26 protein-coding genes, 1 tRNA gene and 1 pseudogene are annotated in these 24,542 nt (G+C 55.3%); 12 read left to right on the top strand and 16 right to left on the bottom strand.

Going from position 1 to position 24,542, the window contains the following annotated elements; all coding sequences use genetic code 11:
- Positions 1-22: 22 nt before the first annotated feature.
- Positions 23-979 carry a DMT family transporter gene (locus tag AAC076_RS15920; RefSeq protein ID WP_339847571.1) on the bottom strand — a complete coding sequence of 319 codons (957 nt, stop codon included), beginning with the start codon at positions 977-979 and terminating at the stop codon, positions 23-25.
- A gap of 110 nt (positions 980-1,089) precedes the next feature.
- Between AAC076_RS15920 and AAC076_RS15915 the strand changes: the two genes are divergently transcribed.
- On the top strand, positions 1,090-2,061 hold the full coding sequence (locus tag AAC076_RS15915) for a LysR substrate-binding domain-containing protein (protein ID WP_339847569.1): 972 nt from the start codon (positions 1,090-1,092) through the stop codon (positions 2,059-2,061).
- A gap of 100 nt (positions 2,062-2,161) precedes the next feature.
- On the opposite strand, the gene AAC076_RS15910 is transcribed toward AAC076_RS15915, so the two are convergent.
- Both AAC076_RS15910 and mobA read right to left on the bottom strand, forming a co-directional pair.
- Positions 2,162-2,238, bottom strand: a tRNA-Pro gene (locus AAC076_RS15910).
- A gap of 78 nt (positions 2,239-2,316) precedes the next feature.
- On the bottom strand, positions 2,317-2,904 hold the full coding sequence (gene mobA, locus AAC076_RS15905; protein WP_339847566.1) for a molybdenum cofactor guanylyltransferase MobA: 588 nt from the start codon (positions 2,902-2,904) through the stop codon (positions 2,317-2,319).
- A 67-nt stretch (positions 2,905-2,971) separates the two neighbouring features.
- On the opposite strand from mobA, the gene moaB reads away from it, so the two are divergent.
- Complete coding sequence (gene moaB, locus AAC076_RS15900) at positions 2,972-3,508, top strand: molybdenum cofactor biosynthesis protein B (protein WP_339847565.1); 537 nt, start codon at positions 2,972-2,974, stop codon at positions 3,506-3,508.
- Entirely contained in the window at positions 3,505-4,713 is a 1,209-nt protein-coding gene (gene glp, locus AAC076_RS15895) for a gephyrin-like molybdotransferase Glp (protein ID WP_339847564.1), read from the top strand. Before moaB ends, glp begins: the two co-directional genes overlap by 4 nt.
- Positions 4,714-4,770: 57 nt before the next feature.
- Here the strand turns inward: glp and grxD are convergent, their stop codons facing one another.
- Both grxD and AAC076_RS15885 read right to left on the bottom strand, forming a co-directional pair.
- The gene (grxD, locus tag AAC076_RS15890) at positions 4,771-5,091 is read right to left on the bottom strand and encodes a Grx4 family monothiol glutaredoxin (protein WP_339847562.1); all 321 of its coding nucleotides are present in this window, start codon (positions 5,089-5,091) and stop codon (positions 4,771-4,773) included.
- Positions 5,092-5,180: 89 nt separating this feature from the next.
- Positions 5,181-7,271 carry a molybdopterin oxidoreductase family protein gene (locus AAC076_RS15885; RefSeq protein WP_339847560.1) on the bottom strand — a complete coding sequence of 697 codons (2,091 nt, stop codon included), beginning with the start codon at positions 7,269-7,271 and terminating at the stop codon, positions 5,181-5,183.
- A gap of 262 nt (positions 7,272-7,533) precedes the next feature.
- On the opposite strand from AAC076_RS15885, the gene argF reads away from it, so the two are divergent.
- From argF to AAC076_RS15870, 3 genes and pseudogenes are all read left to right on the top strand, one after another.
- Positions 7,534-8,439: an ornithine carbamoyltransferase gene (gene argF, locus AAC076_RS15880; RefSeq protein ID WP_339847557.1), complete on the top strand. Its 906-nt coding sequence runs from the start codon at positions 7,534-7,536 to the stop codon at positions 8,437-8,439.
- Positions 8,399-9,037: pseudogene (locus AAC076_RS15875) on the top strand (ABC transporter ATP-binding protein); the annotation flags it as partial. The gene argF and the pseudogene AAC076_RS15875, both read left to right, overlap by 41 nt.
- Positions 9,035-9,580 (top strand): TOBE domain-containing protein, encoded by a 546-nt coding sequence (locus tag AAC076_RS15870; protein ID WP_339847573.1) that lies wholly within the window; start codon positions 9,035-9,037, stop codon positions 9,578-9,580. The pseudogene AAC076_RS15875 and the gene AAC076_RS15870, both read left to right, overlap by 3 nt.
- 28 nt (positions 9,581-9,608) lie before the next feature.
- On the opposite strand, the gene AAC076_RS15865 is transcribed toward AAC076_RS15870, so the two are convergent.
- Complete coding sequence (locus AAC076_RS15865) at positions 9,609-10,871, bottom strand: serine hydrolase domain-containing protein (protein WP_339847555.1); 1,263 nt, start codon at positions 10,869-10,871, stop codon at positions 9,609-9,611.
- Positions 10,872-11,084: 213 nt separating this feature from the next.
- Here AAC076_RS15865 and msrB point away from each other — a divergent pair, with 213 nt between their 5' ends.
- From msrB to AAC076_RS15845, 4 genes are all read left to right on the top strand, one after another.
- Positions 11,085-11,609, top strand: coding sequence for a peptide-methionine (R)-S-oxide reductase MsrB (gene msrB / locus AAC076_RS15860; RefSeq protein WP_339847554.1), 525 nt, complete (start codon positions 11,085-11,087; stop codon positions 11,607-11,609).
- 2 nt (positions 11,610-11,611) lie between these two features.
- The gene (msrA, locus tag AAC076_RS15855) at positions 11,612-12,238 is read left to right on the top strand and encodes a peptide-methionine (S)-S-oxide reductase MsrA (RefSeq protein WP_339847552.1); all 627 of its coding nucleotides are present in this window, start codon (positions 11,612-11,614) and stop codon (positions 12,236-12,238) included.
- 82 nt (positions 12,239-12,320) lie between these two features.
- Complete coding sequence (locus AAC076_RS15850; RefSeq protein ID WP_339847550.1) at positions 12,321-12,800, top strand: peptidylprolyl isomerase; 480 nt, start codon at positions 12,321-12,323, stop codon at positions 12,798-12,800.
- A gap of 103 nt (positions 12,801-12,903) precedes the next feature.
- Positions 12,904-13,095, top strand: coding sequence for a hypothetical protein (locus tag AAC076_RS15845; RefSeq protein WP_335605287.1), 192 nt, complete (start codon positions 12,904-12,906; stop codon positions 13,093-13,095).
- A gap of 130 nt (positions 13,096-13,225) precedes the next feature.
- Here the strand turns inward: AAC076_RS15845 and AAC076_RS15840 are convergent, their stop codons facing one another.
- The 5 genes from AAC076_RS15840 to AAC076_RS15820 form a co-directional block, all read right to left on the bottom strand.
- Positions 13,226-13,738: a GDYXXLXY domain-containing protein gene (locus AAC076_RS15840; protein WP_339847544.1), complete on the bottom strand. Its 513-nt coding sequence runs from the start codon at positions 13,736-13,738 to the stop codon at positions 13,226-13,228.
- Positions 13,735-14,796 (bottom strand): DUF4401 domain-containing protein, encoded by a 1,062-nt coding sequence (locus tag AAC076_RS15835; RefSeq protein WP_339847542.1) that lies wholly within the window; start codon positions 14,794-14,796, stop codon positions 13,735-13,737. The genes AAC076_RS15840 and AAC076_RS15835 overlap by 4 nt, the downstream gene beginning before the upstream one ends.
- Positions 14,793-15,770, bottom strand: coding sequence for a DUF2157 domain-containing protein (locus AAC076_RS15830; RefSeq protein WP_339847541.1), 978 nt, complete (start codon positions 15,768-15,770; stop codon positions 14,793-14,795). Before AAC076_RS15830 ends, AAC076_RS15835 begins: the two co-directional genes overlap by 4 nt.
- Positions 15,767-17,644 carry an MFS transporter gene (locus AAC076_RS15825; protein ID WP_339847540.1) on the bottom strand — a complete coding sequence of 626 codons (1,878 nt, stop codon included), beginning with the start codon at positions 17,642-17,644 and terminating at the stop codon, positions 15,767-15,769. The genes AAC076_RS15830 and AAC076_RS15825 overlap by 4 nt, the downstream gene beginning before the upstream one ends.
- A gap of 128 nt (positions 17,645-17,772) precedes the next feature.
- On the bottom strand, positions 17,773-19,200 hold the full coding sequence (locus AAC076_RS15820) for an MFS transporter (protein ID WP_339847538.1): 1,428 nt from the start codon (positions 19,198-19,200) through the stop codon (positions 17,773-17,775).
- Between the two features lie 384 nt (positions 19,201-19,584).
- Here AAC076_RS15820 and AAC076_RS15815 point away from each other — a divergent pair, with 384 nt between their 5' ends.
- Both AAC076_RS15815 and AAC076_RS15810 read left to right on the top strand, forming a co-directional pair.
- A complete protein-coding gene (locus tag AAC076_RS15815) occupies positions 19,585-20,037 on the top strand; it encodes an anti-virulence regulator CigR family protein (RefSeq protein WP_339847535.1) in 453 nt (150 codons plus the stop codon).
- 91 nt (positions 20,038-20,128) lie between these two features.
- Positions 20,129-20,998, top strand: a complete 870-nt coding sequence (locus AAC076_RS15810) for a DUF6279 family lipoprotein (RefSeq protein ID WP_339847533.1) — start codon at positions 20,129-20,131, stop codon at positions 20,996-20,998.
- Between the two features lie 23 nt (positions 20,999-21,021).
- Here the strand turns inward: AAC076_RS15810 and pyrF are convergent, their stop codons facing one another.
- The 5 genes from pyrF to AAC076_RS15785 all read right to left on the bottom strand — a co-directional run.
- Entirely contained in the window at positions 21,022-21,723 is a 702-nt protein-coding gene (gene pyrF, locus AAC076_RS15805; protein ID WP_339847531.1) for an orotidine-5'-phosphate decarboxylase, read from the bottom strand.
- Positions 21,724-21,753: 30 nt separating this feature from the next.
- On the bottom strand, positions 21,754-22,929 hold the full coding sequence (lapB, locus tag AAC076_RS15800; RefSeq protein WP_339847528.1) for a lipopolysaccharide assembly protein LapB: 1,176 nt from the start codon (positions 22,927-22,929) through the stop codon (positions 21,754-21,756).
- Positions 22,930-22,934: 5 nt separating this feature from the next.
- A complete protein-coding gene (locus tag AAC076_RS15795) occupies positions 22,935-23,234 on the bottom strand; it encodes a LapA family protein (RefSeq protein WP_339847526.1) in 300 nt (99 codons plus the stop codon).
- A 67-nt stretch (positions 23,235-23,301) separates the two neighbouring features.
- A complete protein-coding gene (gene ihfB, locus AAC076_RS15790; protein WP_339847524.1) occupies positions 23,302-23,595 on the bottom strand; it encodes an integration host factor subunit beta in 294 nt (97 codons plus the stop codon).
- A gap of 310 nt (positions 23,596-23,905) precedes the next feature.
- On the bottom strand, positions 23,906-24,542 hold a 637-nt coding region (locus tag AAC076_RS15785; protein ID WP_339847522.1), incomplete at its 5' end, for a S1 RNA-binding domain-containing protein.

Here is a 24,542-nt window from a genome sequence, read left to right as displayed (position 1 = left end):
GGGCCTTGTTGCTTGTGCCTGGTCAGCTAGTGCGCGGCTCAGGGTTCTGGGAACCGTTATCGACAGGTGCTTGCGCCACTGCGGGGCCCGCATGATAGCGGGTGTCTCCCAGGTCATGATTTGTGGCGCGCAGGCGCATACGCCGCTGCTGCAGCCCTATCATCAATAGCGGCACCACGATCATCGCACTGCCCGCCAAGAACCAGAGGTCCGGCACCTCTGCGAAAAATATCCAGCCAATGATCACCGCCCAGATCAGCCCGGTGTATTCCGCGCTGGTAACCTGATTGGCAGCCACATGTTTATAAGCCAGCAGCACACAGACGTTATAGGCCAGGATAAAGACCGAAGAGCCCACCGCACTGATGAACACCGCATTGCTCCACTGCGCGTCTTCCCATATCGCCAGCGCCAGGCATAGCGGAATGATCATCAGATAGTTGAGAAAAAGCTTGTGCACCGTGGATTGCTGGCGGGGCAGCTTGCGCACCAGGACGGCGTTGATCGCCAGTGCGGTCGCCGAGCCCAGCGCACCCAAAGCCGCCCAGCTAAAGTCGACTGGCCGCAATATCACCAGAATGCCCAAGAAACCGCTGACGACCGCAGCCAGACTGAGTCTGGTCAGGCGCTCCCCGAAAAAGATCACTGAAAGCACCATGACCAGGATCGGCGCCACATAGAACACCGCATTGGCGGTAGCCAGTGGCAAGGCGATCAGTGCGTAGACCATGCAGATGATACCCACCAGATGCACGTGTCCACGAATAAAATGCAACCGCGCGCCCTCAAACGGTTTGCTGGTATTGATCTGGCGCCAGAACGGCAACAACACCAAAAGCGTAATGACACAGCGCATGAACGCGTATTGGAAAACCGGGGTGCTTTCCTCGAGAAACTTGATGAACACATCGGAAATCAGCGCGAGCGCATTCCCGATGATCAACAACAGAATTGCGCTGTTGATTGTTTTACCTGACATACCTACCTCTGAACACTCATTCGATGAGCCGGGAGTCTAGGATTTGCTGAGTATCGGGGGAAATGATATTTAACTAGTCGCTATTATTTATTTAGATACTGAGAACGCCGATGAAATTACCTCCGCTTAAAGCCTTACCGGTATTCGAGGCCGCGGCACGACTGAACAGCTTCTCCCTGGCGGCCGAAGAACTGGCCGTCGGCCAGAGCGCGGTGAGTCATCAGATCAAGCAGCTGGAGACCTATCTCGGAGAATCCTTGTTTATCCGCACCGGCCGGTACCTGGCTCTGACCGAGGAAGGTCGTCAGTACTTCGATGCAATAAGTACTTCATTACTGCAAATAGAAAGAGCCAGCGAACACCTATTGGGACATGAAACGGCACGTCTGCGATTGTCAGTTTTCAGTTCCTTCGCCGTCCGCTGGCTGGTCCCAAGGCTACCAGCATTGCAAAAGGAATGGCCGCAGCTGGATCTGTCGCTGGAAATGAGCGGCGAGAACCCGCAGTTGTCCGACCGGGTAGCCGACTGTTTTATTACTGTAAGACCTAATTCTTCCGCCTTTAGCTATGAACTGCTCTACATCGAGCGACTGTTCCCGGTGTGCAGTCAGCATTACTGGCAAACCATCTGCCGTGAGCAGAATATCGACCCCAGTCTGCAGCATTCTCAATCAACTCCGTTGGACCCCTTGTTACTCCAAAGCTACCCACTGCTTTCCACCCATAGTATCTACAACAAAACAGGAGGTGACTGGTCGGCATGGTTTGAAGCGGAAGGGCTGTCTCTTCCAAAAGAGACGCGCCTGCAGCACTTCAGCCATATGCTCCTTGCCCTTGAGGCCGCCCGATACCATCAGGGCATTGCACTAACCAATGATTACATGCTCAGCAACCGATCAGATTCAGCCGATTTCGTCCGGCTCCCCTGCCACCATGTGATAACCGGTGACCAGTTCTACTTCGCCTGGAAATCCAGTCGACGGCATGAGCCAGGCATACAGATACTCCGCCGCTGGCTGGTTCAGCAGAGTATCGAGTCCGGATTGCGGCAGGTAATACAGGGTGGGCAAGCGGAAAGGTGAGAGGGAGACCTGTTTGCGTAATGGTTAAACGCAAAAGCCCGCTCAAGGCGGGCTTTGATCGTGTTTCTGGATTATCGGGAAACGGCCAGAAACAGGATATTGGTCGGGGAGACTGGAATCGAACCAGCGACCTTCTCGTCCCGAACGAGACGCGCTACCAGGCTGCGCTACACCCCGATGATGTGTCGGCATTTTACCCAAAAGAGTGTTTATCACAATACCCCTTTGGCAAAAATTCACTGCTCAAGCAGTGGGTTAGCCGTGGGTTGTCCAGTCAGCCGGCAAGTTGGCATTGCTGAATCGAGCGTCATCGGCGGGCATTTCCAGGGTACTGTGGGATTGGCCGAGCAGCCAGCGCAAAGGGCTCCGTTGGCCCTCGTTCCAGGCCGTCTGCAAAGCCGGTAGCAGGACCTTGGGGATCACTGTAATAAGCGGCTGCCATTGTTCACCTGAGCGCAGCAGACACACCTCGCCAGGCCCGTGACTAGCCTGATCAATCAACATTTCAAGCAAATTAGAATCCACTTGCGGCATATCACAGGGGATCACCAGAAGATGCGTGCCGCTGCAGACGCGTAGGCCAGCCAGGATACCTGCAAGCGGCCCTGGGAAATCCGGCTCGTCGTCCAGGATCACCTGGTCTGCCCATTGCTGGTACACAGCGTGGTTGCGGTTGCAACTGATCAATACCTGGTCGGCCAACGGCTTCAGAATGCCGGTCAAATGCGCTGCTACCGGCTTGCCTCGCCATGGCATAAGCCCCTTGTCCTGGCCGCCGAGCCGTCTACCCTGACCTCCTGCAAGCAGCAGGGCACTCAATCTGAAACTGTTAGCTGACGCCAATGGCAGCCTCCTGTTGCTGTGCTGTGATATAACAGCGGGTGCGAAAACTGCCAAAGGATACCCCGCAATGGGCCATGATACTGCCGAATTTAACCCCCTGAATATCGCTGTGCTTACCGTCAGCGACACACGAAATCTGGATACCGATAGCTCAGGCCAGTTTCTGTCAGACAGCATATCGGCCGCAGGTCATACCCTTGCCGACCGTCAATTGCATCCTGACGACGTCTATCGCATACGCGCTGTGATTTCAGACTGGATTGTACGCCCAGAGGTGCAGGTCATCCTGATCACCGGTGGTACCGGCTTTACCGGGCGCGACAGCACGCCAGAAGCGGTCACGCCGCTACTCGACAAGCTGGTCGACGGCTTCGGCGAGCTGTTCAGGCATGTCTCGTGGGAGGAGATAGGCACCTCCACATTACAGTCGCGCGCATTGGCCGGCCTGGCCAATCGCACCCTGGTAGTTTGCATGCCGGGCTCAACAGGCGCTTGCCGCACGGCTTGGGACCGGATATTGCAAGAACAGCTCGACAGTCGGACAAGGCCCTGCAACTTCGTACAGCATCTAGCGGCTGCCCCGGCCTGTGGCACCCGTTCATGAGCTTGATGGCCGTCAGCGAAGCCTTGCAACGCGTACTGGCTAGTGCCTCGGGTGAGGTTCTGCCCGGGGCGGAAACGGTGCCGCTGGCTGATGCCCTGGGCCGTGTACTCGCCAAGCCACTGTTCTCCGAATACGACGTTCCGCCATGGGATAACAGCGCGATGGACGGTTATGCCTTGCATACCGAAGACATGATCACAGCCATGCAAGCCGGGCTGAAGGTCAGCCAACGAATTACCGCAGGGATGGCACCACCAGCGCTCATGCGCGGCACCTGCGCACGTATTTTCACCGGGGCACCCATACCCGCAGGTGCTGATACGGTCGAGATGCAAGAGAACGTCAACGTGGATGAACAGGGCCAGGCCTCCTTTGCACATGCCCTGCGGCCAGGTCAGAACATTCGTCCCAGGGGCCAGGACATCAACGCCGGTAGCCTGTTGCTTGACACGGGATCGCGGCTCAGGCCGCAAGACCTGGGGCTGATAGCTTCGGTGGGCAGGTCTACCGTAGAGGTGTTAAAGCCCTTGCGCATCGCGGTGCTGTCGACAGGCGACGAGCTGGTTGAGCCCGGACAGCCACTGGGCGCCGGCCAGATATTCAACAGCAACCGCTATACCTTGATCGGCTGCCTGCAACGTCTGGGTCAGCAGGTAATCGATGCGGGCATTCTCGAGGACGATCCAGACGCTACCCATAAGCGCCTGCAAAGCCTTGCAGGTCGGGCTGATGTGATTATTACCTCGGGTGGCGTATCGGTCGGCGAAGCAGACTATCTCGGACAAACACTACGCGAGCACGGCGAGCTGGACATGTGGAAGCTGGCAATCAAGCCGGGCAAGCCCTTTACCCTGGCCCGCTTTGCCGGCACGCCGGTACTGGGTCTGCCCGGTAATCCGGCGGCTGTGCTGGTCACTTTTCTATTACTGGTAAGGCCTTACCTCCTGCGCCGGCTGGGTATACAACAGGTGGCTCCGGTCACCATGGATGTGGCTGCCGGGTTTGATTGGAAAAAACCTGGAAACCGGGATGAGTACCTGAGGGCTCGGCTGGAGGACGGCCATGTGGTATTGGCCGGCAATCAGAGCTCTGGTGTACTGAGCAGCGCAACTGAAGCCAGCGGTTTGGTTTGCATTACTGCTGGCAAGACGGTGGCCAGGGGCGATCAGCTGCCATTTCTGCCCTTTGAGGGCCTGTTCGATTAGGCAAAAAAAAGCCCGCCCCTGCGCTGATGCGCCGGGGCGGGCTTTTTACGTTGCAGCTTACTCGGCTTGTGTAGCGGCCTTGACCATGGTGGTCAGTTCACCGGACTCGTGCAGCTCGATGATGATGTCGCTACCGCCCACCAGCTCTCCACCAACCCACAGCTGTGGAAAGGTCGGCCAGTTGGCATACTTTGGCAGTTCGGTACGAATATCCGGATTCTGCAGGATATCCACATAGGCAAACTTTTCGCCGCAGGCCATCAGAGCCTGGACGGCACGGGCCGAAAAGCCGCACTGGGGAGCATTAGGTGCGCCCTTCATGTAGATCAGGACCGGATTCTTGCCGATCTGTTCTTTGATGGTATCAATAGTGTCCATGGTTTTTTCCTCTGTAGCTGATGTAGGCGAGCGAGCCTGCAAATAGCGCTATTGTAGCGCATTAAGCCGGCCGTAAATACTCACCGGCCTTATGCAGCTACTACCTCCACTTTCACACCATTAAGCGCAGCATTTCCGGTAACCGGGTCAAGGTATTGCTCATCGGTGAGGTCATTGGCGCTGACGCCAGCATGCTTGGTGGCCGTATCCTGCGCCGTGCCGGTGCGATTATGGCCCCAGCCATGGGGCAGGCTCACTACGCCAGCTAACATTTCGTCACTGGCATTCACCATTACCGTGACCTCCCCTACCCTCGAACGGACAACCACTTGCTGCCCGTCAGCCAGCCCACGCCGCACCAGATCATCCGGGTGCATAAGCAGTTGGTCGCGCGGCTTGCCTTTCACCAGTCTTTGATAATTGTGCATCCAGGAGTTGTTGCTGCGTACATGCCGACGACCGATCAGCCGCAACTCACCCTCACGCGGGCGCAACTGATCGATATCAGTAGCAAAGCGCTGCAAGTCCTCAAGCATGGTCTGCGGCGCACACTCTATCTGACCACTGTCCGTCCTGAGCCTGCTCAGGAGATTGGGCTTGAGCGGGCCCAGGTCGATTCCGTGGGGATGCTGCTCCAGCACCTCCAGACTGAGTCGGTCACCATAGGGGCCAGCACGCAGCCCTGCATCGATCATCTGAGCGGGGGGCATGGTTGCTCTGGCTTCCTGCCCGGTGACACGCGAAAACGCCTGACCCAGGCCGACAAAGATTTCCCAGTCGTGCAGACTGCCCTCGGGCTTGGGAAGGATCGGTTGATTGATTCGGGTGACGTTGCGCACAGCAAAGGTATTGAACGTAATGTCGTAGTGATCATGTTCCAGGGAGGCGGTGGGCGGCAGAATGATGTCTGCGTGCCGAGTGGTTTCGTTGATATACAAATCAACACTGACCATGAACTCGAGGCTCTCCAGGGCACGATCCAACTGACGGCCGTTCGGAGTGGACAGCACCGGATTGCCCGCCGAGGTAACCAGCGCACGGATCTGCCCTTCTCCTGCCGTCAGTATCTCCTCGGCCAGCGCCGCAACCGGAAGCTCACCGTTAAACTCAGGCAGGTTGGACACCCGGCTGCGCCACTGGTCGAAATGGCCGGGCTTGCCGGACACAACATCAAAGGCCGGCTCGGTGCAAAGCGCCCCACCCGGCTGATCCAGATTGCCAGTGACCAGGTTGATGATCTGGATAAGCCATTGGCAAAGGGTGCCATAGCGCTGCACCGATACACCCATGCGGCCATAACAGACAGCCCGTTCGGCGGCCGCAAAATCCCGGGCCAATTGACGGATGCTATCGGCATCAATGCCACAATGTTCCGCCATCGCCTCCGCAGTAAAGGAAGCAACCGCCGATTTGACCTCCTCGATTCCTACAGTCGCTTCAAGCGCGGGGCTGCTCTTGCCCAGCCCTTCTTCAAACAGCGTATTGAGCAGCGCCAGTAACAGCGCAGCATCGGTGCCGGGCTGAATGAACAGATGCTCGCTGGCCTGCTCGGCTGTCTCGCTGCGACGCGGATCAACCACAACCAGTTTGCCACCGCGTGCCTTGAGCGCCTTTATACGCTTGCCCACATCCGGCACCGTCATGATGCTGCCGTTGGAGGCCATCGGGTTGGCGCCGAGCATCAGGAAAAAGTCCGTGTGGTCGATATCCGGAATCGGTATAGCGAGCATGTGGCCGTACATCCACAGGGAAACCAGATGGTGCGGTAGCTGGTCTACCGAGGTTGCTGAATAACGTTGCCGGGTGCGCAACTGGCCCAGGAAATAATTTCCGTGGGTCATCGATCCATAGTTGTGGACATTGGGGTTGCCCATATATACCCCTACGGAATTGCGCCCATGCTCCGTCTGAATGCCCGCAAGCCGCTCGGCGATGAGATCAAAGGCCTCTTGCCAGCCGATCTGCTCCCAGGCATCGCCTACCTTTTTTACCGGCATGCGCAAACGTTGCGGATCATTCTGAATATCCTGCAACGCAATGGCCTTTGGGCAGATATGCCCTCTGCTGAACGGATCCTGGGCGTCGCCCTTAATCGACAGGATACGGTCGCCTTCAGTCTCGATAGCAAGGCCGCAGATGGCTTCGCAAAGGTGACAGGCTCGGAAGTGGGTTACAGGCATGGGATTGTCTCTGTTGTGAGCTATTTTTAGCACCCAACTCTAGGCTGTGCCGGGTAAGGCGACAAGGGGCAAAATGCACCAGCATTCATTGCTCTGATTCACCCGAGCACCCACAGTATCTCTGCGGGTATTTGCCTTGCAGCGGATTTTACCGATAAGATCAGCGTCTTCTCTTTTTTGGGTATGGCTTGTATCGGGCCTTCGGGTCACGGTAGGGCTTTCTGTTTCTGGTTTCTGACCGGCCACTTTCCAGGTAGTAAACATGACTGTACGGCACTTTCTTTCGTTGATGGACTGCTCGCAGGCCGAGTTGATCGGACTGATCAAACGGGGCGTCGAACTCAAGTCTCTGCACCAGCAGGGCGTCATCTACGAGCCGTTGAAAAACCGTGTACTGGCGATGATCTTCGAAAAAGCATCCACGCGTACGCGGGTATCCTTCGAAGCAGGCATGATTCAGCTGGGTGGTCAGGCTATATTCCTCTCGCCTCGGGACACCCAATTGGGCCGCGGCGAGCCAATCGAGGACAGCGCCCGGGTTCTGTCAAGCATGTGCGATGCAGTCATGATTCGGACCTTCGCCCATCAGGACCTTGAAACCTTTGCCCAGTACTCACGCGTACCAGTCATCAACGGACTGAGCGATGATCTGCACCCCTGCCAACTGTTGGCCGACATGCAGACTTATCTGGAACATCGCGGCAGCATTCAGGGCAAGACCGTCGCATGGGTAGGTGACGGTAACAACATGTGCAATACCTTTATCCAGGCGGCGATACAGTTCGATTTCACGCTGCGGGTCGCATGCCCGGAGGGCTACGAACCTGATCAGGCGTTTCTTGACCAGGCCGGCGACAGGGTCACCGTGACCCGTGACCCGCTGGAAGCAGTGGCGGGTGCGCACCTGGTCAATACCGACGTATGGGCATCCATGGGGCAGGAAGATGAGGCCCAGGCCCGTTTAAAGCGATTTGCGCCCTACCAGGTCACCCCGGCCATGTTGGATCACGCCGACGAATCGGTGTTGTTCATGCACTGCCTGCCCGCCCACCGTGGCGAAGAAGTGGACGACCAGATCATGGAAGATCCGCGCAGCGTTGTCTGGAATCAGGCAGAAAATCGCCTGCATGCCCAAAAGGCTCTGGTGGAATTCTTGCTCGCCGACTGATCCAGGAGTCACCATGCCAGACACCCAAAGCATCGTTCTCGAGCTGAATCAGTTGGCCTGCGGTTACGCTGGCCATCCCGTAGTGACAGGGCTCGATATTCATCTGCGCAATGGCGACATTGGTTGCCTGCTCGGACCCTCCGGTTGCGGCAAGACCACTATTCTTCGCGCGATTGCCGGCTTCGAACCGGTCACTGCAGGTGAAATCAAGCTGAACGGTGAGCGCTTGTCCAGCCCGGGCAAAACCAGCCCTCCAGAGCGGCGCCGCATCGGCATGGTCTTTCAGGACTATGCACTTTTCCCCCATCTGACGGTGCAGGACAATATTGCCTTCGGGATCAATCGACATCCCGAGCGCCAGCGAATCGTCGAGGAGCTGCTGGACCTGGTGAAACTCACTCAACTGGGCAAACGCTATCCCCATGAGTTGTCGGGCGGTCAGCAGCAGCGTGTGGCGCTGGCACGCGCATTGGCACCCGATCCCGAGCTGCTACTCCTGGACGAACCTTTTTCCAACCTCGACGGCGAATTACGACGCAGACTGTCCGGCGAAGTGCGCGACATACTCAAGCAACGGGGTATCAGTGCTTTGCTGGTGACCCACGATCAGAACGAGGCCTTCGCGGTCAGTGACCATGTGGGTGTACTGCGCGACGGCAAACTGCAACAGTGGGATTCTCCCTACAATCTGTATCACGAGCCTGCGACACCTTTTGTCGCCAGCTTCATAGGCCAGGGCTACTTCATTCGCGGGCAACTGATATCGCCCGATACGGTACAGACCGAACTCGGCGTCATCCGCGGTAATCGCGCCTACAAGCTGCAGGCGGGCAGTGCAGTGGATGTATTACTGCGGCCCGACGACATTGTCGGACAGCATGACAGCTCGCTACAGGCGACCATAATCGGCAAGACCTTCCTGGGCGCGACAACGATGTACCGCCTGCAGTTGCCTACCGGCAGCATTCTCGAAGCCATTTTCCCAAGCCATGATGATCATCTATTGGGGGATAACGTAGGCATTCGCATTGCCGCCGATCACCTGGTCGTATTTACCGCCCAGGGCAGTGTCAACGTCCACGCCCAGCTTCCCCTCGAGCAAATGTTTGACGCTGCCAAACCGGACGCCGCCGAGCGATAGAATGTCTATCGTCGGCGACGCTCCAGCGTCAGGGTGCAGGACGATAGAGGATATTGCTGACAGTTCCATGGACCACACGTGAATGCCGGTAATCGGTGTTCTGCATCATGCCCAGAATGATTATGTCGTTGGCTGGATCGATCCAGGCCCACGGGCCGTGGATACCCCACCACCAGTAGGTACCAACCGGCAGATACTGTGCTTTTTCACTGTCGCTTACCACGGCCACATTCAAACCGAATTGATTGCCTGGCGCCCAATCGGGGCCGTCAACGGTTGGCGGCAGCTGATTGCTACGCATCATCTCAACAGTTTCTGGCTTGAGTATCCGCACCCCATCCAACTCGCCGTCGTTGAGCAACATGCGGGCGAAACGCAAATAATCATCCATGGTTGAAACCAGGCCACCTCCGCCATTGAGAAACGACGGTTTACTCAACCAGGGGCCGTTTGGATAAGGCTTGAGGCCATCCTCGGTTGGGGTGTAGGAAACTGCAAAGCGGGCCTGCTTACTCTCCGGCACATAAAATCCAGTGTCGACCATTTTCAGCGGTGTGAAGATGCGCGTTTGCAAAAACTCGTCAAAAGCCATGCCGGAAAAGACTTCAACCAGGCGCGCCTGAATATCTACCGCCACGCTGTAGTGCCACTGTGTTCCGGGCTGCTGACGCAGGGGCAAGGTGCCAAGTTTGGCTACCATCTCGGCCAGGGTGGAATCGATATTCTGCAGATCCTTCTCGACATACAGCCGATCGGTCTGCGACTGGGAAAAACGGCCATAGGTAAAGCCCGCAGTGTGGGTCATCAACTCGCGAACGGTGATTGGATGATGCGCCGGCTCGGTACGAAGCTCACCGTCAGGGCCATCGGCAATTTCGACACGCAGATCCGCAAGCTCCGGCAGATACTTCTCAACAGGATCATCCAGCTCGAAATGACCTTGCTCATGTAACATCAACAATGCAGTACCAGTAATCGGCTTGGTCAGGGAAAAGATCTTGTAAATGGTGTCATCAGTCAGCGGAGCCTGATTTTCCACATTCTGGTAGCCCGCCTGGTCGCGGTAGACGATCTGGTTATCCTGCCAAACCAGCGTGGCAATGCCTGCTAGCTTCTTTTCAGCAACCTGAGCCTGCATGGCCTGCCCCATCATCTGCAAACGCGGGGTAGAAATCCGGTATTGCTCCTGGTCCTGCTCCTGGGCATGCAATGGCATGGCTAGGGCGGCAATGCCGGCCGCGAAGCCCACAACGGGCAGCAGCACAGTGCTGCGAAATGATAGGTATCTCATCAAAACCTCTGCTGTTATCGATGTTGTTTTACTAGCAACCACGCAATCAAAGTTGCCGATGAAGCATATTCGCAAACTGTCCATTTATATAGTCACAAGCAATATTCCCTCGCATGTTTGTGTTATCACTACACGTCCTGAAATGATCAGATACTTTGTAATAGGCAACAGCAGAGCTAGTCTGAAGCTGTAACACTCCAAACAGGAATCATCATGAATCGCAGAACTCTTCTGTCGGGATTACTGGCGTTACCCGCCCTCCCCTTGTTGGCACGCACCAGCTTCGCCCAGACCACAGGCAGTACGGAGCCACACATGCAATTTGAACCCCTGGATCGGCCTCACAGTTATTGGCGCGACAAGGTTTCCGAACCGGCTTATGAAGTCCTCTTCGAGGAGTCCACCGAGCGGCCTGGAAGCAGCCCGCTTGACAAGGTTTACGAGCCTGGCACCTATGTCTGTGCCGCCTGTTACCTGCCGCTGTTTGCGAGTGAAAACAAATTTGATAGTGGAACAGGCTGGCCGAGCTTCACCCAACCTATCGAAGGACACATGGGCACCAAGCAGGACTACAGCATGATCTGGCCGCGAACCGAGTACCACTGCGCCCGCTGTGGTGGCCACCAGGGCCATGTTTTCAATGATGGACCGCCACCAAGGGGCGAACGCTGGTGTAATAATGGTGTTGCACTTGATTTCGTTGCCGAAGGTGACGAACTACCTGAATTGAGAGGCTGATAATGCGTCAATTTTTAATTGGAATCCTGTTGGTGATGGGCTTGGGGCAGCAAGCCGCTCTGGCAAACGAGCCTCTTCAGGAGTCAGACGGCCCAGAGGGAAGCAAAATGGCGGTCTTTGCAGGCGGCTGCTTCTGGTGCACGGAAGCGGACTTCGATAAGAAAACTGGCGTCCTGCAGACCGTTTCCGGTTACATCGCTGGTGATGCCGAGACGGCCAATTACCAAGCTGTTTCGTCAGGTAAAACCGATCACATCGAAGCGGTTGCCGTGTTCTACGACCCGGCCCAGACAGATTTCAAGACTCTGGTGGATTACTACTGGATTACAGTAGACCCCGTTGACGCTGGTGGGCAGTTTTGTGATCGGGGAGCCCAGTATCGTACAGCCCTGTTTTATGGTGATGAGCAGGAAAAGGATATTATCGGGCAATCCAGGAGCGCAGTGACCGAAGCCGGCAGCCTCGACAAGCCCATTGTGACAGACGTACTCCCGAAGACAGCGTTTTACGCTGCCGAGGAATATCACCAGAATTATTATCAGAAAAATTCTCTTCGCTATCGCTACTATCGCACTACCTGCGGACGCGATGGGCGTCTTGATGACCTTTGGGGCGAGCAGCGCCAGTAATCTTAGCCTTCAGGTTGGAAATAAACCGCTCGGACGTGATAATGGCGGGTCAATGACACCCATCCCGAGCGGAATTTAAAAGATGCAGATCGCCAAGAATACGGTAGTCCAGTTCCACTACACCCTCTCAGACGCTACTGGCGTTCTGGAAAGCTCCCATGACCATCAACCTGTGCTCTATTTGCACGGCCAACCAGGCCTGGTAGAGGGCCTGGTTGACGCTATGGAAGGCCACAGTGCCGAAGATACCTTCACCGTTCACTTGCCCATGGATAAAGCCTACGGTGCACGCGAGCAAGATGCGCTGCAAAAGGTTCAAGTCAAGCACCTGCACGGCGCCAAGAAGTGGAAACCTGGCATGGTAGCTATCATCCAGACCGAGGAAGGCCAGCGTCAAGTCACTGTAGTAAAGGTCGGGCTTTCCCAGGCAACCGTAGACAGTAATCATCCGTTGGCTGGCAAGGACCTCACATTCGAAGTCGAAATCCTTTCAGTTCGCCAAGCAAGCGAAGACGAACTGGCTCACGGACATGCCCATGGGGATGGCGGACACCAGCACTGAGACCGGGTAGCAAGGGTATTTTACGCATCCGCTAAACAACTGCGTAGCAAAATGCAAGAAAAAAGTGTAAAATGCCCGACTACTTTTATTCAGGCAGGTATTCATGACAGCCAAACCCGCAGCCAAAACCGCCCCAAGCAAACGCAAGGCCGACGCAGCAGTCGCCACCAGCAAGTCCATCGATAACCAGATCGACGCGTTTCTCGCCTCAGGCGGTGAAATCCAGAAGATCCCCAACGGCAAGAGCGGTCAAGTCTACGGCGCCCCACGCCCAGGTCGACCCGCAGCCAAGTAATATCGCCGGGCGCAAGCCTGGCATGCTGTTCTTCAAAAAGTCTGCATCGCAGACTTCATGAACCCGTCACAAATCCTTTTCCCCTAAAGCGTCAGCTTTACAGGTCACGGTCTTAGATCGTTGATTGTCCCTAGCGTTCCTGCGTCCCCAGAGCCTGCAACTCTGCATCATGGAGTGAGACCAAAAGCGCGGAGCCATCGGTTGCCACCCTGAAGCCACCCCATCTTGCTTCCTCGAGCTGGCCTCCAGTACCCTCCTGAAAAAAGAAGGCATTAGGGCCTATTGAGTACCGGCCATTGATTTTACGGATACGCATACTGAGCTGGTCTGGCTCGGAGCTGGGCGCATCTCCAACCGCCGCGAACTCTCCTCGACCCTGAGCATCAAGCGTGAAATAGGCATAGCTAGTTTTGATGGAGCTTTCAATATCGACGGAACCAGCAGCCAGCTGATCATCTGCAGCAAAGCGCAACGCCATATAGTCACCCTGCATGAGTGACCGTGGGTCGACCGGCGCCAGTTCAAGCAATATCAGGTCACCCTGCGCGAGCGTTTGCTCATGACCCTGTACGATAAGAAAAGTGCTGCTGGCGATCAGCGCCCATGTAGCGAAAATGGCCCCGCGTACCGCAAAACGACTCATCTTGGCCTCCCCTGCAACAAGGGCAACAGCCTGGCTCCGGCGAGCAAAACAGCACCACAGGCAATCACCAGCAGGGACTTTTCCAGCAGGCTGATAGTCAGGTTGTAGTAGAGAACAAACAGGTAAAAGGTCACAAATGCAGGTAATAGCAAAAGCCAACTGCGATTGCGCGCCTGAAACAGAACAAGGCCAAATGCGAGACTCAACAGAAAGCCAGGCGTCGAGTAGGTCAGTACCGTTATGAGAATAGTAAAAGCCAATACAGACCAGTAACCTGCTCCAGTTCGATGACGACCAAGCCAGGCAACCACACCTAACAATATTGCAGACATACCCGCAGGATAAACGGCATTGACCCAGTGTCCGGCGGCGTGAGGTGGGATGTCGAACAGATGGCTGAACAGCTGCTGGTGGGGCATCGCTGCCAACACCAACGACAGAAATGTCGCTGCATCGACCAATGCCCGAATGCGGCTGGCATGGGGGTGACATACCCAGCGCAGGCGCTCCAGCCATAGCGTGCAGGCAGCAGCGGCCAGTAGCACGCAATAGAACGCGAGGCCGACACCGGCACCCAGCGCTACTGCCGCACTGCTAAGCATCAGCAGGGCACACACATGGCGATGGATAAAAGAAGATGGCAACCAGAACAGAATGCCTGACAGCAGCATAATCGTGACGGCAACTGGACGCAGACTATCCCGGCCGCCACCTAACTGATCAGCGAGCACGAAAACCAACAGACCTTGGCCTGTCAGCGAGAGGGCCAGGCCAACCTGGTTGGTGAATAGATGTTCGCGACGGAACATCCAGAGTGCCGCAAGGATCAACAGTACACCCGCCACGGCGCGGCCAAATGGGTCCTCGATCAACGCAAGCCAGGGCCCCAGGAAGGAAAGGATAAACAGTAAAGATGAAACCCACGCGGCCATTCCAAGCAGGGCCGAAAGCCACCAGGGAGACTGGCTGCCCGCGAGTAAAGCTTCGCGCTGTGAGGCATCGAGGTTCAACTGTGCCTGCATTTGCGTTAGCAACTCATTGAGCCAATCGCTTGTCATGTCCGGAGCTCCCGAGCCAGACGATTCAGCCAGAGTGCCGCAAGACCGCTACTGACCAGAACAAACAAACCTATACCGTTGAACAGAAAGAACGCGGCTTGCGCTTGCATCGACACTCGAACCAGCCCCACCGACACGACGAAAATCAGCCAGAACAGAACCATTGCCAGGATCGGCAGATCACGGCGCTGCCTAAGATAGAACAGCAATATGATCAGACCGACGATCAGAAATATCGGCAGCAATACCCTGAAGTCATTGACCCACCACGCAGTCGAGGCACCCCACCCCAACGGCGTTAACACACCGAGACAGGCCAGACGCTGAACAGTACGCGTTGGATAGGTCAGTAACCGGGTGCCAAAGTATTCGAACATCAGGAGCAGGGCTCCGTTCGCCAAGGCCAGCACCAGCAACGCCTGGTACCCAGGCAGACCGGCATACAGGCCCTGCCATTGGGACTGGGCAAAAAACACCACGACTGCGAAGTTACCCAGCGCCCAGAAAAACCCCCAACATGCATTGGAGCCGGAAATCACCACCCATGGGATGATCAGCGCTACCCATACTGCAAAGAGCTGCCATATATCAGCCCCGGTCTGATAAATCTGGCCGATCAGAGCCAGCAACGCTCCAGTAGCAATACAGCAACCCAAAAGAGCCGCTCGGTAAAGCGTCGCGAAAGGGGCAGCAAGAGCAGCCAGGGCAGTAAAGCCCGACAACCCCGCCATGGCCAGGGCCAACTTGGCAAAACGGTGCATATCGGCCCAGTTCCAGGCGAAGAAGAAGATCACCCCTACGGCAATCAACACAACACCTGCGAGTGTCGCAACCCGTTCGATAAATGCGCGCCAAAGCGCGCTGTCCGGCACTAGAGACTCATTTTCAGCCAGGGCCGATAGTTGATCGGCGTTGAGCACCCCTTCCTCGGTCCAGGCAAGAATTTGTTCACTCTGCCTGATAGACCGAGTCACGCAGCCTTACCTCTTAGCTCCGCTACACGACTGTGCATCAGTTCCGCAGTCACCTGCTCCGCGGGTACCGGGTCTCCCGCAATCAAACACACCCTGGACCAGAACCGACGGAAAAATCCCTTGTTGGGATGACGACTGAAAAAACTGCCCCAAAGCCCACGCAGCGCCATGGGAATGACCGGGACGGGATTATGCTCCAGCACGCGGGCCATCCCATTGCGAAACTCGTTCATCTCGCCGTTGATGGTCAATTTACCCTCAGGAAAAATACAAACCACCTCTCCCGCATCGAGGTAAGCGCCAATTTGCTTGAACGCGGCCTCGTAGACTTCGGGATTTTCGTCCCGGGGAGCGATGGGCACTGTACCCGCCGTACGAAAAACAAAGTTGAGTACCGGTAAATCATAAATCCGGTGATACATGACAAACCGCACGGGACGTCTAATCGCCCCTCCAATCAGCATGGCATCCACGTAGGAAACATGGTTGCAAACCAACAGGCAGGGTCCCTCCTCTGGAATCGCATCCAGGTTGTCATGCTGCACTCGGTAGAGCGAATGGCCAAGAAGCCAGATCAGAAAGCGCATGCCGAATTCCGGCACGATACTGTAAATATAGGCACTGACGGCGACGTTCATCAGCGAAATGACCAGAAACAGCTGCGGAATCGAGAGCTCCGCGACAGTGAGAAGTACAATCGCGGTTATTGCTGACAGCACCATCAACAGGGCATTGAGTATGTTGTTGGCAGCTATCACCCTCGCTCGTTCGTTTTCACTGGTACGAGACTGGATGAGAGCATAGAGGGGAACAATGTAAAAGCCTCCGAACACGCCAATACCTAAAATACAGCCCATAATCCACCATGCGGAGGGCAGCGCCATCAGCTGCAGCCAACCATAGGTCTCAGCGGCTGCCGGCACGTCGCTAGCACCCCACCAAAGCAGCAGACCAAAGATTGTCAGCCCCAGGGACCCGAAGGGCACCAGACCTATTTCCACCTTGCGTCCCGACATACGCTCGCAGAGCAGCGACCCTGTGGCGATACCTACCGAAAACACAGTAAGAATAAGGGTTACGACACTTTCATCGCCATGCAGGTAATCCTTGGCAAAGGCAGGAATTTGCGTCAGGTAGGTTGCGCCCAGAAACCAGAACCAGGAATTCCCCAGCAAGGAACGGGATACAGACGGAACCTGCTTGACCAGACCGAGATGCAGGATGGCCCACGATTGCCGGAAGATGTTCCAGTCGATTTTCAGCTCGGGCATGGCCGCGTGGGCCCTGGGAATCCACAAACTGGCCAGAAACCCGAGCACGGCCAGAACCAGTACCGAAACTGCAACCCAAGCGGACCACGAGGCCCCGGACATGAGCAGACCCGCGTAAAGCGTTCCTCCAAGAATCGCCAGAAAGGTACCCATCTCGACCAGGGCATTACCACCGATAAGCTCATCAGGCTGCAGATGCTGCGGCAGTATCGAGTACTTTACCGGTCCGAAAAGCGCCGACTGCGTGCCCATTGCAAAGAGTACAGCCAGAAGCAAGGGTAAGCTGCCCAGCAGTAGCCCTGCTGCGCCTACCAGCATGATGCCTATTTCACCAATCTTGATCATGCGAATCAGGGAGTCCTTGGCAAACTTCTCGCCAAATTGACCGCCAAGGGCAGAAAAAAGAAAGAACGGCAGAATGAACAGCATCGCGCTGAGATTGATCAGTATGTTGCGATCAGCAAGCACCGTAATCTTGAACAGGATCGCCAGAATAAGCGCCTGTTTGAATACGTTATCGTTGAATGCACCGAGAAACTGGGTCAGAAAAAACGGCAGGAAACGCCTTTTTTCCAGGAGACTGAATTGCGATTGCTGTGACATCCGGATCTATCCTTTTACGTCTGTCCTTACTGTTGGATGGCAGCATAACCAACCAGGACACATCCGGATATGCCTGCATTCTGTCCAGACGCTGCAAAAGCCAGCGTCCGGACAAATGCGTTATGCGCTCAGGGCACAATCTGCAAACGCACATTACGTCGCTGGATCCATTGATGGATGCGTTCGTGGCGCTCCGAAGTCAGCGGATACTTCCAGGCAACAGCAAAGGCCATCATGTACAGAATCACCGGTCCAACTATGTAGAGCACCCGCAATGCCATCAACTGACCGTCGGTATGGACTGCCTGAGTGGCATCGAAGCCGACCAACGCCAATAGACCGAGGGACAGGCCCAGGCCGATGGCCATTGCAAACTTCTGCGCCATACCGGACATGGCGAAAAACAGCCCAGTGCGATGCTCCTTACTACGCGCAGTATCCACATCCACGATATCAGCCAGCATCGAAAGGGGCAGGAACTGGAAAGCCGCAAAACAGAAGCCCTTGACCGCAAACATCACCGCAAAAGGTACCAGTTGACCCGCCTGCAGGAAGAACATACCGAGAATACTGCCACTGGAAATCCCCACAGCCACACAGAAGGCCTTGTGCTTGCCGATGCGTTTACCGAGTATCAGCCAGAAAGGAATACCAAGAATGCCTACACCAAAGTAGATCAGATACATCAAACCGATTTGCGCCTGGATCTGAATGACATGCTGCATGAAGAATACGGATAAGGCGTTGCGAAAAGACTCACCCGTCACGACGATCAGCAGCATCAATATCATGCGCTTGAAAGGGCCATTATTTTTCAGCACGCGCATTCCCTGCTTCCAGTCTGTTTTTTGCACAGACTGAGGCGGTGCCTCCTTAACCCGGGTAACCACCATGAATACCGTCAATGGCAGCAGGATGATCAGCAGCCAGGCCATGCTCGCGAGAATAGGACCATATCCAATGCCTAGCTGACCGTCCTTGCCGATCATCCAGATCAACGCCTGCATCAGTGCCCCGTCAGTGTCACCCGCCTGGAACTTGGCACCCATAGCCTGCACCACGGCCGGCGCGAGAGCAGCGAGAAACAGACCGATCAGTACAAACCCCTCCCGGGAGGCCGTTACGCGACTACGCTGATGATACAAGGGCGATAGCTCGGCACCCCAGGCGCCATAGGGCAAAGTCACCATGGTCCAACCCAGATACATGATGATTGTCCACGTCAGAAGGTGGCCTATACCTACTCCTTCCGGAGGCATGAAGATCATGACGGTGCCAAGCAACATCAAAGGCATACCCATGATCAGCCAGGGCTTGCGTCGACCTATGCGAGTCTGCCAGCGATCACTCAGCGTACCAATCAAGGGATCGGTAACCACGTCGGACATCCTGGCAATGACCAGCACAATGGCCATCAGCGCCATGTTCAAGCCCACTTCCTGAGCGTAGAACGGTGGCAGATATACCACTAGCGGATAGCCGATGATCGCCAGAGGCATACCCACCGAACCATGGATAAGAATGGTCGACCGCTTCAAGATACCTGACTGACTCATGTCTCGCTCCCGATGAACTGCTCGGTATCAACCGTCTATTCGGAGGACCCGGCCTGTTATTGTTGTCCAAGCTCTGATAATCGGCTGTAGCCTCGGATCGTCTCCCAGAGTAATCTCCAAAATCCGAGTCTGCATGCCGATCCTTGAGAGTCTGAATTCGATGCTATCAAAGACGACCGATAGGTCACTTTCAGAATCTCTAAACTCTTTAACAGTATGCCGTTGCATTGCCAAGGCCGGACAGGGTTATGACCCACTATCAGAAACCACGATCAATCTTATTCAGCAGCCTTATATCCGGCAACAGCTTTTCAGTTGAAAGGTTCAAGCCCCGCGTGAACCAACAGCCAGCTCTGCTGTCTACACCAGCAACAGGAGAATAATATGCCCAGTTCCCGCAACCGAATTTCTGCGATAACCATCATGTTGGCTCTGGGTTTCGGCTCCGCCGGTACCAGTGCTCAGCCACCCGAGAATCGTGGCAACAATGGACACAAAGACAAACATGCCCAGCATGAAGACAAGAAGCATTCAGAGGGGCGCTACGAAACTCGGGACGGCCGCCAAATAACCCTTGAGGAAGCGGTTATTCGTGCTGTTTTCCGCGATGAACGAAGCTTTATTGAAGCCGATACGTCACTGCCGCCTGGCATCCGCAAGAATCTAGCCCGCGGCAAACCACTTCCCCCCGGCATAGCTAAAAAATTCGATAGCCGAGTGCATTCCAGACTTCCAAGCTATCCAGGCTACGACTGGCGGCAAGTAGGAACCGACGCCGTACTGATCAATACCACTAACGGTATTATCGAGGCCATCATCGACAACGTCCTGCAATAACCACCCACTGCAGACTGGAAATGACACACTTTCGCCCGACACTGCCAGACCGAAGCCACTATTCTATCTCGGTGTCGTAAGGGGAAATTTGATGTTCAACCGGTACTGCAACCAATACCTAAAAGCACTTGTGCTCGTTGCCAGCATTATTTCGCTTGCCGCGTGCAGCGCCAGCCGGTTGGCATATAACAACCTGGACTGGTTGATCAGTTGGAGAGTGGGTAGCTACGTCTCACTCACTGGCGAGCAGGAGCGCTGGTTGAGCGCTCGGACCAAAGAACAGCTGGCATGGCACTGCAGCACCGAGCTGCCTCGCTATCTGCCGTTACTTGATCATCTCGAGTCCACCCTCTACGACAAAAATCTCGATTCCAGCATGCTCTCACAGGGCTTACCGCAGGTTGAAACAGCTGTGGATAGACTGCTGATAGAGATCGCACCCACCATCTCAGGATTAATAAGCCAACTCGATACAGAGCAGATTGAGGAGCTCACCGCCAATCTGAAGGAAAAGCATGCTGAACTGGAAGAGGAATACCTAGAGCCGGACCTTGAGTCCCAATATCAGGAACGCATGGAGCGTGCCGAGGAGCGGCTGGAGGATTGGCTGGGACCGCTCGATAAACAACAATATGCAAGACTGGCAGAGTGGGCTGAGCAACTGCAGGGGCGAAATGCTATCTGGCTTGAGAACAGGCTGGCCTGGCAGGCTGCCTTTCTGGCAACACTGGAAGATCGCAACGAGCCAGCATTTGACCAGCAGATCAAAACCTTACTGATTGAACGCGAGCAATTTCGGACCGATTCCTATGACCTCTACGCCGCATCCAATCAGGACCTCGCAGCTAGCCTGATAACTGACCTGATTCATTTATCTAGCGACAAGCAAAAAGGCCATCTGACCAAACGCTTCGAAACAGTGCGGGCAGATATAGAAGCTTTACGGTGCGCTCAAACATAAAGCTTCCCGATACCCAATCTCGATCAGTTCGGTAATTCTGCCAGTATTCTGTCCAGTGCCTGAGCAGGTTCAGGAGAACGGGTAATAGGTCGACCAATCACCATAAAGCTGCTGCCATTGGCCATTGCCTGGGCAGGTGTGACAATTCGCTTCTGGTCATCTGCGCTTGATTCTGCGGGTCGAATGCCAGGGGTCACCAGCAACAGATCGTCGCCCAATGCGCCACGCAGCGCTCTGGACTCACGGGCAGAGCATACAAGCCCATCCAGCCCGCACTCCTGGGCCAATCGCCCAAGCCGCTGCACCTGCACCATGGGCTCTATGTCCACCCCGACCTCCTGCAGGTCCTCCTGCTCGAGGCTGGTCAGTACCGTTACTGCGATCAACAGTGGACGGTGCCCTCCCCTGGAGTGCAATACCTCCGTACAGGCATCCATCATGCGTCGACCACCGCTCGCGTGAACATTGACCATCCACACCCCGAGCTCTGCAGCCGCTCTCACCGCACTGGCCGTGGTATTGGGGATGTCATGGAATTTGAGATCCAGAAATACCTCAAAGCCACGCTGATGTAATGCTTCGATAATGGCCGGACCGCTACAGGTAAAAAGCTCCTTACCCACCTTGAGTCGGCACTTGGAGGGGTCAAGCTGATCAGCCATGGCGATGGCTGGAGCAGCTTCGGGGAAATCCAGGGCAACTATTACCGGGGTATCGCAGGGCATGAATCATTCCTGTAGAAAGTGGTGATGCTTTTACGCTGTTTCGTGACCCTTGAGAGGTCTGATTGTGGACCAGCCATGGCATGTAGGGCACTGCCAGTGCAATCGCTTGGCCATGAAGCCGCAGGAAGTGCACCGATAACGGTGCTTCTCGCGCACCAGTGCTTCGACTACATCTCGAAGAATAAGCAGATTTTCCTTTCCCTTGGCATCCACGTGATCCAGATGTAGATCGATCAGGTACATTAGCCCCCGCAATGACGGTTGACGCTGTATGTGTTGCAGGACGAAGCGACTGACCTCACTAAGACTGCCTGAGGAGCGCATGTCATCAGCACGAGCGAGAACCGTATCGATCATCGGAGGCCCCCGGTCGATTGCAGCGTCCAGGTACTCGCCCAGATCCAGAGCTCCATTATCAGCGCTGCGCCTTGCTAGCGGCAAGGCTTCAGGCACCATATTGGAATCCGTTGAAGCAAGGCGCTGCAGATAGTTTGCAGATTCCTTGTACTTCCCCTGACTCTGTTCAAGTTCGGCCAGCAGGAGAATGGCACGGGAACATCCAGAATCGGCCCGGAGCGCACGTTGAAGATGCTTGCGCGCTTGAGTTATCTCCTGCTGACGAATCGGCTCAAGGGCCATCTCGCAATAATAGTGAGCAAGCGTGACTCCGAATTCGGGTCGTTCACGTATCAGCTTTTCACCAACTGAAGTCGCTTGTGACCACTCATGTTCGCGCTCATACACCTTGACGAGGTCTACCAGCGCATCTGCACGCAGTGGCGAGCCATTTTCAACCAACTCCTCCAGCAAGCGCTCTGAGCGGTTGTGCATTCCGACGGCAAGGTAATCGCGGGCCAGCTCCAGCTGGACGTTATCTGCCTGGTGACGACTCAAATTGGGACGGGCCAGGAGATTCTGGTGAACCTTGATCGCGCGCTCGACATCCCCGCGCTGGCAAAACAGCTTACCGATCGCTATGTGCGTTTCAACGGTTTCGGGATTGACTTCAAGAGCACGAATAAAGGTTTCGATCGCCTCGTCGGGCTGTTCGTTCAGCAGGTAGTTCAAACCGATGAAGTACTGCCGATCCAGAGCGCTGCCGTGGGGCTGAATCATGAAACCGACCTTGATTGCTTCCCTGCGACCAAGGAACCAACCTATGCCAAGAGCCAGTACGAAGAGCCCGAGGAACATGAGTTCCTGCATGAATATCAGCCTTTGATTGCCTGGGTGCGGAGCTTGTCGACTTCCTTGCGGTAGCGGTTGAGTTCATTGCTTTGAACCATGAGCTTCAGGCGCAGGCGCGTAGTGATCAGCCAACCGATAAACACACCCAACAAGCTACCCAGGATGAAGGCGATAATGACAAACAGGGAGAGAGGCATGGCCGGGGATTGCAGCTCAAGAAACTGTAGTTGAGTGCTCTGCTGGTTTTCCAGAACAAAATCCAGCGTAGCCAGTGCGACGAGCAAGAGGAAAATAATAAGCACTGCGCGCTTCAGCCATTGCATACAACACTACTCCAGTCCATTCGTGTCTGGGCAGTATAGCCTAGTGCCAAGTGCCTGAGATACCGCTTCAGGCCATCTGTAGCGACTCGTTTACGCGGTCACGCAGCTCCTTGCCGGGCTTGAAATGCGGCACGTACTTCCCGTCAAGCTCAACGGAGTCGCCCGTCTTGGGGTTACGGCCAACACGTGGCGCGCGATAATGCAGGGAAAAACTCCCGAAGCCACGGATTTCGATCCGTTCCCCGCTGGCCAGCGCCTGAGACATATGTTCCAACATGGTCTTGATCGCCAATTCAACATCCTTGGCTGATAACTGTCCCTGTTGCTCGACTATGCGCTCGATCAACTCCGACTTGGTCATGATTTTCCTTTTTTATCAAGCGGCTAGATCTATTTTTATCGGTTTTAACATGCTTGGGAGGAAGCCGCAAGCTACAAGGTCCGCGCTGAAGCCTCAAAGCCTGAAGCTGGATGCAATCCTTGCAACCCGATACGTTAATGCCTGCCAGCGAATCGTGGCAACCAGGAGAGAATCAAGAGAGGCACCCTTGCTAAAAGCCGATCCAGGAGACTCCTAGTTTGAAACTGAATACTCGGAACTTGAGCTTGTTAAAAGAGCAAAAAAAAGGGCGACCGAAGTCGCCCTTTTTCAGGAACTACAAGAACAGGAATTAATTGTTCTTGTTTTCCATCTGCTGCTTGATCAGATCACCAATGGTGGTCGGACCGGAAGCGGCCATTTCCTGCTGACGCAGACCTTGGATCGCTTCTTTCTCGTCTTCAACATCCTTCGCCTTGATCGACAGGCTGATCACACGGCTCTTGCGATCGATGCTGATGATCTTGGCTTCAACTTCGTCGCCGACGTTCAGAACGTTGCGTGCATCTTCAACCCGGTCACGGCTGATTTCGGAGGCTTTCAGCGTGCCTTCAATTTCTTCGGCCAGAGTAATGATGGCGCCCTTGGCGTCAACTTCCTTGACGATACCGTTGAGGATGGTGCCCTTCTCGTTCAGGGAAGCGAAGTTGGAGAACGGATCGTCTTCCAGCTGCTTGATACCCAGGGAGATGCGCTCACGCTCAGGATCAACAGACAGGATGACAGTCTCGATCTCGTCGCCCTTCTTGAAGCGACGCACGGCTTCTTCGCCAGCTTCGTTCCAGGAGATGTCGGACAGGTGAACCAGACCATCGATGCCGCCGTCCAGACCAATGAAGATACCGAAATCGGTGATCGACTTGATGGAGCCGGAAATCTTGTCGCCCTTGTTGAACTTGCTGGAGAACTCTTCCCATGGGTTCATCTTG

Source organism: uncultured Halopseudomonas sp., assembly GCF_963977355.1.
Lineage (GTDB): Bacteria > Pseudomonadota > Gammaproteobacteria > Pseudomonadales > Pseudomonadaceae > Halopseudomonas.
The sequence above is the reverse complement of the archived record's forward strand: the minus strand, read 5'-3'. Positions and strand labels throughout refer to the sequence as shown.